Below are 11,234 nucleotides of genomic sequence, written 5' to 3' on the forward strand. Positions count from 1 at the left end.
CGCATCGGCAAAGATGAACGCTTCATCACCGTGAAGCAGGTGCTCTGCCTGGTTCAGGTCGTGCTCGTTGGCTGCCGTGGTGGTAAAGCTGTGCGTGATACCGGTACGCGCATCCACGCCGATATGGGCTTTCAACCCGAAGTGCCATTGGTTGCCCTTCTTCGTCTGATGCATTTCCGGATCACGTTCGCCGGTGCGGTTCTTTGTTGAACTGGGGGCTTCGATAATGGTGGCATCGATCAGGGAGCCTTCCTTGAGCAGGACACCCGCCTCGGACAGCCACTGATTGACCTCGTCGAAGATCTGGCGTGCTAGGTCATGTTGTTCCAGCAGGTGGCGGAACTTCAGAATCGTGGAATGATCCGGGATGGCCTTGTCCAGTGACAGGTCAGCAAACAGGCGCATGGAGGCAATCTCGTACAGTGCATCCTCCATGGCCGGATCACTGAGGTTGTACCACTGCTGCATGCAGTGAATCCGCAGCATGGTAGACAACGGATAAGGCCGGCGGCCGTTGCCGGCCTTGGGATAATGAGGTTCGATGACAGCTTCGAGACGAGCCCAGGGGATCAGCTTGTCCATCCGGCCCAAGAACTTCTCCTTGCGAGTCTGGCGGCGCTTGTTGCTGAACTCGCTGTCGGCGAATGTGAGCTGCTGATCCATGGGAGCTTCCTTGATGCAGTTGAGGACCGCTATTGTCTCATGAGCTGAACTTAATCACAGATTCCCTAACTAGTTATCTATTTCATCCATTAGATCATTCGAACCAAAGTGGAGCATTTGTTTGAACTTGCACCATATAGGAGCGGAATCTGGCTGCCGCACAAACATAACCCCTCTCTGAAAACTTGTCTAACCGGCCAAGTTTCAAGTACATGCATTGCTTCCCATTAAATAAATATAAACTGGCACGTATAATGCTTAATAAAACTTATTGGTATACCAGATTGTATACCTAATAAACCACTTTAATAGACTAGACGAAAAAGGAGCAGTTATGCGCTCTCAGTGTAAACCCCTAATTGAAGACAAAGGCTATCTGCGTCACTTCTGGCATCCTGTATGTACTTTGGCCGAGTTCGAAAAGGTAAATAGCTCCGGGCATGGTCCAATGTCGGTGAAATTGCTAGGTGAAAACTTGGTTTTAGCCAGGTTAGATGGAGAGATGTTTGCTGGGGATGATCGCTGTATTCATCGTTCGGCACAGCTGTCTCTCGGTCAGGTTTGCAAGCACCAAGGTAAAGACACCCTTCAATGCCCTTACCACGGCTGGCGTTATAACGATGAAGGTAAGTGCTCTCTGATACCAGCATGTCCTGATATGCCGATACCTTCGAAAGCGAAAATTTCAAAATATGATTGCGCGATTCGCTATGGCATTGTCTGGGTTCGCTTGGATAACTCCTTTGACTGCACCGAGATTCCTTTCTTAGGTGATTGGGACAGTGAGGGTATGAAAGTAGTGGTGGCTGATTCGTACGTTTGGGAGACCACTGCCGAACGCCGTTGGGAAAACTTCACTGACTTTTCTCACTTCGCATTCGTTCATCCTGGCACTTTATATGACCCATTCTTCGCCACTCATCCAACAGTCAATGTCGATCGCATTAACGGTGAGATGCGCTTCCAGCTTGCTCCACCCAAAGAAATGTATGAGAACTTGCCTGAGGAAGCACCTATGGGCGATTTTACCTACCGTTGTTCAATGCCCTATTCGGTGAACTTAGAAATCAAGCTATGGAAGGATGACTCTAAATTTATCCTGTGGACTACCTCGAGTCCGGTCGATGACACAACTTGTCGTAATTTTATGGTTATTGTGCGCACCGAAGATCACCAGCCTGACCATACTCATCTCGCCTTCCAGAAGCGTGTACTGGAAGAAGACCGTCCTATCATTCAATCCCAGTCACCTATGGATTTGGATAGTTCAGAATTGTCCGTATCTACAGACAAGATCTCCATTCAATACCGCAAATGGCATAGAGAGCTCTCAATGGCAGCATTGGAAGGTAAAGAAGAATTTAAATCAGTCCTTCTCAGTGAAGTGACTGAGAGTAGATAGTCTGGCACCTCACGGCTCCTAAGGCCGTTCAAAAATGACTTCAGAGTGAGAGCTGTAAATATGAAAAAGATGTTCAAGTTAGGTTGTGCCGGGCTCGGCATCCAAGCGTCGTCTATAGAAAACCCTGTCTCGCTTAACGAGCTGCCAATCCTCGAGCAGTTTAAGCTGGTAAAAGAGGCTGAGGTGTGGGACTTCATCGACCGTGTTCCCAATAACTACCAAGAGCTGGACGAGTACATAAAGGGCAGTCAGATATACGACTTGCCGGTGCTATCCGGCAGTGGCTGCTACACGTTAGGTTTTGATGAAGACCTTATTAAGCAAAATATAAATCTTACCGCTGAGGTCGGTGGTAAATACCATAATTTTATGGTCTGGGCTAAGCACAAGGACGGTCACTACGTGACCAATGAAGAAGTTGCTGAGAGCTATCTAGACGCCTTCGAGTACGCCGAAAAAGCCGGCGTCATCATCACCTTCGAGAACCATGTGGATATGTGGTCTGAAGACTATCGTCGAGTTTCGCAGGTTGCTGATCTGGTTGAGGCGAGAGGAGTCAAGTTTAACGTGGCCATGGACTACAGCCACTGCATTTTCAAAATTGAAAATGAAGTTGAGCATGCAGTTTCTCAGATGCGTGGTGACAATGAGGCAATTGCCAAACTTGATCCGTTCAATGACGATAGTTACGCAGATGAATGGCTCAACCGCAATCTAGTTCACTGGGCGCAGATGCGTCCCGCAGCACCAAACGGCCCACTTAACTGGTGGGGGTTTGAAACTGGCCCATGGGATGCAAAAGGGACAGACCGCCCAGGACGTTCCATTCAATACCCATTCCAGCGCCCTGCCAAAGGCGAATGGCACACAGAAATGTGGCATGCCCACAAGCTGGCATGTACCAAAGAAATTACGAGAAAGGTCATCGATGCGTACTTACAAAGCGATGATACCAACCTCTCATTAATGACCATCGACAACATCAACCTTAATGCTTACGGATTAGGGTGGAAGTACAACATGTTCGCTGATAGCTGCGCTTACGCTCAGTATGTCCGTGAAATCTATGCTGAACGTGCTGCTGTTCATCAGGCACGAAACTCCATGTCAGCTTCTGAATTTGTCTCCCAATACCGGGCAGGCGCCGTTGTAGCGGTGCCAAACAATGTACAGGCACCAATATGTTAAATGAGAACAGTTTTATTTTTGACGACTGGCACCCCGTCGGCGCACTAGCTGATACCTCACTTGGTAAGAAATACTTTTCCCGAGTTTTGGCTGTCAGCATTGAATATACGCTCACCGAGGATGGGTTGCGGGCAGAGGTTTCCTCTACAGGCCTACCGCTAAAAACCCAGGTGATTTATGGACTTTTATGGGTGTCTCTTTCAAATAACCCACGAGATGTAGTAGCCATCCCCGAATTTGATGAACCTGATCGCAGGGTGATCAGTGCAGGATCAATTCGGGTGGGAACCTCTGGGTTACGTGTCGTTGAAAACTTCCTTGATATGGCGCATTTCCCGTTTGTACACACAGATATTCTCGGCGCAGAACCACTAACTGAAGTGGCTGCATATGACATTGAAATCGATGAAGACCGAGATGAAGTGCTGGCTATTAATTGCAGATTTCCCCAACCGAAAGGGTCGGCGGCAGCTACTGAGCCGGTGGACATGCATTACGTCTACCGAGTCGCCCGCCCTTTCACCTCTATCTTATATAAGACGTGTGTGATTGAAGATGATCGCCTTGATGTTTTGGGTCTCTTCGTCCAGCCCCTAGATGAAGAAACATGCGTTGCCCACGCGATCATGTGCTACCTCGATGACATTAACACCGACAAGCAGCTAAAGGACTTCCAGCAGAGAATTTTTGGCCAGGACATCATGATTTTGCTGAACCAAATTCCCAAAGGATTACCCCTTGATCCAAAGCTTGAAACCCCTGTGCGGGCTGATGCCTTGTCGAGCGCCTATCGTCGCTGGATTAAAGAAAGAAATGTGACGTTTGGCACTGCTCACTGAGCTTATTACTAGGTGATTTGTTATGGATTTGTTAAATCAGGAGTGGCATGTCATTGCCAACTCCGAAGATATACCGTTTAGACACGTGTACCAATCACGCCTTAATGGTCAAGAACTCGCAGTATGGCGTGACTATAACGGAGATGTGAATGTTTGGGAAAACCGCTGCCCGCACCGTGGTGTTCGACTAACACTGGGCGAAAATGTCGGAGACCAATTGCAATGCCAGTACCACGGATGGAAATATCAGTCTGGTACGGGGCATTGCTCATTTGTACCAGCACATAGAACTGCACAGCCCAGTAATGCCTGTGTAAAGACTTATCTATGCGCAGAGTTAGAAGGTCTGATATTTGTAAAACTGGATACAACGAACGGGACCGATGCTCCAAAGCAGCTATCTCTCGTTGACTCTCTTAATTCCAGCAACCTGCGAAGCCAGGTGATTGCTGTAGATGCCCAGACTGCGATCGATACAATCAAGAAAGGAGCTTCTAGCTTTGCCACTGTTTTAGGCAATCGCCCAGAAGAGATTCAGTTTATGGACGACGGCCTAACTATCGTCCTTACATGTACGGGGTTGGCGGAAGCTTTACGTATTTTTGTCCAGCCAGAATCTGAACAAAAAGTGGTGGTTCACGCCCGTTTATACACGGATACTCCTGTGGCTCTTCAACGTAAAGTTATGTTCATGCACGTGCTGACTGAGCTGTTCGCTCAGACGGAGCTTAGTACCAGCATTTCTGATTCAAAAAATATTATCGCTACTGATAGTAGTACACATGTAAAACTGGGCAATCCTGAAGTAGACAGCGCTCGAAAGCAGATTATATGTACTGTCATCGCCCGAAATACTGAGACGCCTGATATTGATTCTTTCTGGCTTAAGCCGGAAGAAGATCAAGTATTAACTTTGGAACCAGGTATGCATGTCGGTTTGACAACGCCATCCGGTCACTTGCGGCAATACTCAATCGTTAATACACCCGAGGAGCGAGATGTCCTGGTCATAGGTGTAAAACTTGAGGCCAATTCACGAGGCGGCTCGCGTAGCATGCACAGTGATGTTCGAGTTGGCTCTAAAGTGTCAATAACTCTTCCTCGCAATCAATTTCAATTACAACCATCTGAGCGTAAGGCTGTCCTCATTGCCGGTGGTATTGGTGTGACACCCCTGCTCGCAATGGCTCTTTTCCAAGAGCAAAGAGACCGTACCTACCACTTACATTACTTTGTGAGAGGTAATGAGCACATTGCCTTTAAAGATCGTATTTCGGCGCTTGGAAATAACTGCTCTACCTATATTGGCTTAGGTATAGAGGAGACTCAGAGTGCAATCACTGAGCTTCTACAAGAATTAAATCCGGAATCACATGATATTTACGTCTGTGGGCCTCAGGCGATGATCGAACTTGTCTCCACAACGGCAATAAAGTCCGGTTTTTCCGCAGATCAAGTGTATTACGAGTATTTCGGATTAACTGATCACGCAACATCACGCGCCCTTAGTGAAGGGAGCTATCAAGTGACTATTCAATCCACTGGACAAGAATTCACTGTTGAACCTGGTAGAAGCCTTCTTCAAGCATGCTTAGAAGCTGGGGTTGAAATCGATTACTCCTGTGAACAGGGCGTATGTGGTGCATGCATGACTAAAGTAATTAGCGGCGACTTACAACATGAAGATGTTTATCTCTCTTCCAAGGAAAAGATCGATGGGAAATTAATCATGCCATGCGTATCTAGTTGTAAATCAGCAAAGCTAGTTCTGGATATTTAAAAGAGGGGCTTATGATTAAACTTTACGACTATGAGCTTTCTGGAAACTGTTTTAAAGCTCGCTTACTCCTATCAATGCTTGGTGTTTCTTATGATACCGAGATTGTTGAGTTTTATCCTGGACGCGAACATAAGAGTGCTGATTTTCTTCGCATTAATCCACTTGGCCAACTTCCCGTTTTGCAAAACGGAGACAAAGTTATTCGTGAATCCCAAGCCATTTTGGTCTATCTCGCGACTAAGTTTGATTTGGGCAGGAAATGGTATCCGCTAGATAGTCCAGATGCTCTTGCAGATATTCAAATCTGGCTAGCTTTTTCTGACGGCATTACGGCGTCTATTTCTGCTGCAAGGCTACATGAGCTTTTTATGTACGACTTTGATGTCGAGGAATGTCGGAACCGTGCTTATGTGCTGTTAGAGGTAATGGACAAACATTTGTGGGTGAATCGTCAGCAAGGCTTTGATTTTCTGTGTCCCATGGAGCATCCGACAATCGCTGATATTGCCTGCTTTCCATATATAGCTATGGCTGACGAAGCAGGCATTTCACTTCAAGACTATCCCTCAGTCAGACTCTGGCTAGATAGTGTGAAGCGTATTCCCGGTTTTATAGCAATGTCGGGAATATTCCCTGTAAGCAATATCTAAATATTCCCAGCGCCAAGATATTAATATTTATCAACTTGTAGCCATATAGGATTCTGGCAAAGGCGTCAGTATCCTATAACTAAAAAGACTCTAAATAGAAATTAATTAATAAATTAAAATATGTAAATCCTAGTAGGAGAGATGTAAATGGTTATCTACACCCCGCCATCTGTGGCAAAAGATATTCCTGTTATCGACCTCGCAGAAAGCTTTTCACACGATATCGAAAAGAGAAAAGCTGTTGCGTGGGAAATACATAAGGCAGCACGTCAAACTGGCTTCTTTTATATAAAGAATCATGGTGTTCCAGTTGAATTGCAAAAGGCATATTTCGATTTAGCCAAGGAATATTTTGCGTCCCCGATGGACGAAAAAATGAAGATCAGTTCCAAGAACTCTGTCTGCCTGCGTGGGTACGAACCTATTACTGCTCAAACTCTGGATGAAGGATCTCCTCCTGATTTGAAGGAGGGGTTTTTATTTGGTCGGGACCTAACTGAGTCTCATCCTTATGTTCAGAATAAAACACCGTACCATGGTCCCAATCAATGGCCTGAAGGCAATCCACACTTCCGGCAACAGGCTGAGGATTATATGCACCATTTGGAGCTTTTAGGTCGTAAGCTTGTGCGCTTATTAGCACTCTCGTTGGAGTTGCCAGAGGACTTTTTTGACGAGGGTCTGAAGGAGCCGATGATCATTTCTCGTATGCTCTACTATCCCAGTCAGCCGAAAGACGTTCAGGTAAACCAATTAGGTGCAGGTGCGCATACGGATTGGGGTCTTATTACATTACTACTCCAGGATGCAGTCGGAGGGTTAGAAGTTCGAAATGCAGATGGAGAATGGCTGAAAGCCCCTTGTATAGAAAATACCTTCGTAGTGAATCTAGGTGATATGGTGCCAGTGCTTACTAACGGGTTGTATCACTCTACAATGCACCGCGTTCTCAACGCATCGAAGGAAACTCCACGTTACTCTTTCCCGACATTCTTTGACCTTGACTACTATTATGAGGCTTCAGTGGTTCCAACTTTGCGCAAGCCCGACGAAGAGTACCCCGAACCTATCACAGTAGGCGGTCATATCGCTGAGATGTTCAATAAAACATTTGGCGTAAAGTAAACATTGCCAAACTGTCCGAAACATTACCGTCCTCATGTTTGAGGACGGTTCTCCAGTCTAGAGCAATTGGGATTACTGTAACGGTAGACTTATCTTGGAGACCTAGTTAGAGGTATTATTAATACAACTAAAGAGGTTTTAAATGACAAGAAAATTATCAACTGAGTTTAAGCGAGAATTTGCAGACTTAGTTATCGTTCATGGATATAAACATAAAGATGCGGCGGATGCGATGGGCGTTGGTTTATCGTCGATTCAGCGTTGGGTTAGCCAGTTTAAAAAAGAACAACAAGGTATAACCCCTAAAGCTACAGCATTAACACCAGAGCAATTACGTATTCAGCAGTTAGAAAAACAAGTTAAACAGTTAGAAAGTGACAATGCCTTATTAAAAAAAGCGTCACCCTTCTTCGCTATGGAAATGAACAACGGCAGCAAGTCGCGGTAAAGCTGAAGAAGGCGGGTCATCAAGTTCAGCAAATATGTCGTTGTTTAAAGTTAGCTGCTAGTTCATTTTATTATCGGTTGAAGCCTAAATCGATTAATGCTGAGAAAGTTCGCTTAGAAGCCGCTATGAAGCATATTCACAATGATATGGATGCAACGTACGGCAAACGCAGGATGTTATCTGAGCTGTTGGATATGGGCTTTAAATTGGGGATTGATAAGGTTCGTCGTTTTATGAAACGACTCAAGCTCATTGCCAAGCGGCCTAAACAACACAAGTATCCAGTTGGTGGCAAAGCGTCTGTGATTGCACCTAATACACTGAATAGACAGTTTAATCCTGAGTTGTTAAATACACATTGGTCGGGTGATATTACGTATGGTGTGCTCGGAGTTTAACGTCAATATGGGGGTTGGTAATAAACCACGAGTCTATTTGAAATTCATGAACAAATAACAGGAGTTAAATGTTTATGCCGTTATCTGGTTGTGCAGGTGACAGAGTCTGAGTGGCAGTGACTCATTGTATGCTAATGAGGTGATGTAACCCACTGACAACGGGAAGTGAGGCGAATTCGTTAAGCCAATATGCTTTTCTAGACTGAGTAGTGGACGGATGAAGAACATGAACCGATTAACCCGCATCTATGGGCTGAAACGTCGCCACAGCCTACACGAATTAATAGGCTGTGCGATACCGTGATGTGACTACATGTATGGGGAACATCACCGATTTGATAAATAACACGTATGGATTTGTCACTGGATAAACGTTATACACAATTCTTCGTTTTGGTATCGCCATCTTACAGTACGATAAGGTTAAAGACTGCGATCGGCATCCACCCCACTATGTTTGAGTTCAAATAGATGAACCGAGGAAGACTTGTATTGAATGTTAAGGGAGCAGACCCCGATGTTATGCAAGTTGGCGGAGCGCCCGTAGTAGTCTGAGGTGGGGAAAGCCCACTACATGGCGAAGGGGTGCAGTTTAATGATTTGCGAAAGCGAACTACCTGACCTTTAATGAGGTGAAGACCTTTGATAATCAGTGAAATGCAACGCAAATTAGCAACATGGACATTGACTGATAAAGGACGTCGAGTTAATCGACTATTAAGGCTTATCAGTCACCCTGAATGGCTGTGGCATGCTGCTAATATCACGCTTTCATCAGCCGGCGCTAAAACGGCCGGTGTTGATGGAATAACAAAGTCGCACTTGCAGGACAATTTAGATAGTTACCTTGATGATATTAGACAAACTTTATTGTCAGGTGACTATCAACCTATGCCGGCAAGGCGAGTATATATTCCCAAAGCAAATGGTAAACAACGGCCACTAGGTATTCCAACCTTGAAAGACAGAATAGTACAACGTGCCATGTTGATGGCAATGGAGCCTATATGGGAAAACGATTTCCACTCGTTGTCCTACGGCTTCAGACCAGAGCGCAGTGTACATCACGCTATTCGAACGGTGCAATTACAACTGACAGGCTCTAGTACCAGAGGCCGCTGGGTAATTGAAGGTGACTTATCTAGCTACTTTGACACGGTTCATCATAAATTGCTAATGAAGTGCGTACGCAAGCGCATTAGTTGCGTAAGATTCAACGATCTGCTTTGGCGCTTTATCAAAGCGGGTCATATTGAACGCAATCTATTCTGTGCAACAAGCGAAGGGGTACCACAAGGTGGTGTGATTTCCCCATTGCTGTCAAATATCATGCTGAATGAATTTGACCAATATTTAGATGAACACTTTCTATCAAAGAAAGCCAGAAAAGACCGTTGGTATTGGAATAGAACCATTCAGGACAAACGCAAAATTGCGATAGAGGAAAACCGACAATGGCTGCCAGCCATTGCCTACTGCCGCTATGCTGATGACTTTATTGTTATCGTTAAAGGCACTAAAGCACAAGCTATGGCCATTCGTAACTTATGTCGGTCTTTCTTGGAAGACAAGCTGAAGTTGACGTTAAATATGGAGAAAACACATATTACCCATGTTAACGACGGGTTTGTCTTCCTTGGCCATCGTATTATTAGAAAACGAGGTCCAAACGGCAATATGCGCGTTGTGTCGGGTATCCCACATAGCAAAGCTAAAGCGTTTTCATCCACGCTCAGTAAAGCTTTATCGGGTGATTACTCTTGTAGCAAAGTCGATAAACTTGAGCACATTAGTCGTAAATTGAAAGGTTGGGCACAGTTCTACCGCCATACCCACTTTACAGCTAAAGTGTACAACAAAATCGATAGGATCGTATTCTGGAAATTTGCAAAATGGCTGGCTAGGAAATATCGCTGTTCCATTAAATCATTAATGATGACATGGATACGACGACCAACGCCTAGCAAAGCTAAGACTTGGGTGGTTTATGGTAAGTCAAATAACGGTATTGTATGCGGGGCAACACTATTTCGTTTAGTGAGCAGCCCTAAAATGCCATTCAGATGGCGACTACCTGAAACTAACCCTTACATTAGGCGAGAAGAAAGAAACACGATCACCTCGCGCTACAACGATGTTGCTATGGCTGTCAGCCAACATTAAATGGAGAGCCGGATGCGCTGAAAGGTGCACGTCCGGTTCGGTGAGGAGAGGCTGAGAAATAGTTCGACTACGCTCGGTCTCTTACTCTACTCCGTACACAACAAGGTTGGCTGTATGTCGCGATTGTTATGGACTTATGCTCTCGTCGGGTAATTAGCTGGGCGTTCTCAGATAAACCGAATTCAGAGTTAACAGTACGAGCTTTACGCCTAGCGGCTCAGAAACGAAATATCAAAGGAAAAGTCATATTCCATTCAGACCAAGGTTGCCAATATACCAGTCAGAGCTTTCAAAAAGCATTGGTTGAGCATGGTATAGAATCGAGCATGAGTCGTGCAGGAAATTGTTTAGACAATGCCGTAACCGAACGATTCTTTAGAAGCTTAAAGTCCGAACGAGTTAACTATCGACGGTACTTAACTCGCCATCAGGCAATGGCTGACATAATCGATTACATAGAACCATTTTATAATCAAAAACGGAAACACGATAAGCTGGGAAATATTTCACCTGTTCAATATGAGCAAAAGTTACTAAAAAGTGCCTAAACATGTCTCCAAATTTAGTTGACCGTTACA

General features: G+C 45.2%; 10 protein-coding genes. 9 read left to right on the forward strand and 1 reads right to left on the reverse strand.

Going from position 1 to position 11,234, the window contains the following annotated elements:
- A partial coding sequence (locus tag ABLU50_RS15470; RefSeq protein ID WP_104442599.1) for an IS5 family transposase occupies positions 1–663 on the reverse strand: 663 nt, incomplete at its 3' end.
- 334 nt (positions 664–997) lie between these two features.
- Here ABLU50_RS15470 and ABLU50_RS15475 point away from each other — a divergent pair.
- The 9 genes from ABLU50_RS15475 (at position 998) to ltrA (ending at position 10,656) form a co-directional block, all read left to right on the forward strand.
- Positions 998–2,065: an aromatic ring-hydroxylating dioxygenase subunit alpha gene (locus ABLU50_RS15475; protein WP_023285919.1), complete on the forward strand. Its 1,068-nt coding sequence runs from the start codon at positions 998–1,000 to the stop codon at positions 2,063–2,065.
- A gap of 60 nt (positions 2,066–2,125) precedes the next feature.
- A complete protein-coding gene (locus ABLU50_RS15480) occupies positions 2,126–3,253 on the forward strand; it encodes a TIM barrel protein (protein ID WP_049124425.1) in 1,128 nt (375 codons plus the stop codon).
- Positions 3,247–4,092 carry an aromatic ring-hydroxylating dioxygenase subunit alpha gene (locus tag ABLU50_RS15485; RefSeq protein WP_080466100.1) on the forward strand — a complete coding sequence of 282 codons (846 nt, stop codon included), beginning with the start codon at positions 3,247–3,249 and terminating at the stop codon, positions 4,090–4,092. Before ABLU50_RS15480 ends, ABLU50_RS15485 begins: the two co-directional genes overlap by 7 nt.
- Positions 4,093–4,114: 22 nt before the next feature.
- The gene (locus ABLU50_RS15490; protein WP_023285922.1) at positions 4,115–5,872 is read left to right on the forward strand and encodes a Rieske 2Fe-2S domain-containing protein; all 1,758 of its coding nucleotides are present in this window, start codon (positions 4,115–4,117) and stop codon (positions 5,870–5,872) included.
- Positions 5,873–5,883: 11 nt separating this feature from the next.
- Positions 5,884–6,522: a glutathione S-transferase gene (locus tag ABLU50_RS15495; protein WP_080466099.1), complete on the forward strand. Its 639-nt coding sequence runs from the start codon at positions 5,884–5,886 to the stop codon at positions 6,520–6,522.
- Between the two features lie 147 nt (positions 6,523–6,669).
- Positions 6,670–7,647 (forward strand): 2-oxoglutarate and iron-dependent oxygenase domain-containing protein, encoded by a 978-nt coding sequence (locus ABLU50_RS15500; protein WP_004181853.1) that lies wholly within the window; start codon positions 6,670–6,672, stop codon positions 7,645–7,647.
- Positions 7,648–7,789: 142 nt separating this feature from the next.
- A complete protein-coding gene (locus ABLU50_RS15505) occupies positions 7,790–8,095 on the forward strand; it encodes an IS3 family transposase (RefSeq protein ID WP_004181854.1) in 306 nt (101 codons plus the stop codon).
- Positions 8,096–8,172: 77 nt separating this feature from the next.
- Positions 8,173–8,493, forward strand: a complete 321-nt coding sequence (locus tag ABLU50_RS15510) for an IS3 family transposase (protein ID WP_258317782.1) — start codon at positions 8,173–8,175, stop codon at positions 8,491–8,493.
- A 657-nt stretch (positions 8,494–9,150) separates the two neighbouring features.
- Positions 9,151–10,656, forward strand: a complete 1,506-nt coding sequence (ltrA, locus tag ABLU50_RS15515) for a group II intron reverse transcriptase/maturase (protein WP_197709085.1) — start codon at positions 9,151–9,153, stop codon at positions 10,654–10,656.
- Positions 10,657–11,234: the final 578 nt, after the last annotated feature.

The organism is Klebsiella sp. GG_Kp173, from assembly GCF_040062415.1.
GTDB classification, from domain to species: domain Bacteria; phylum Pseudomonadota; class Gammaproteobacteria; order Enterobacterales; family Enterobacteriaceae; genus Klebsiella; species Klebsiella quasipneumoniae.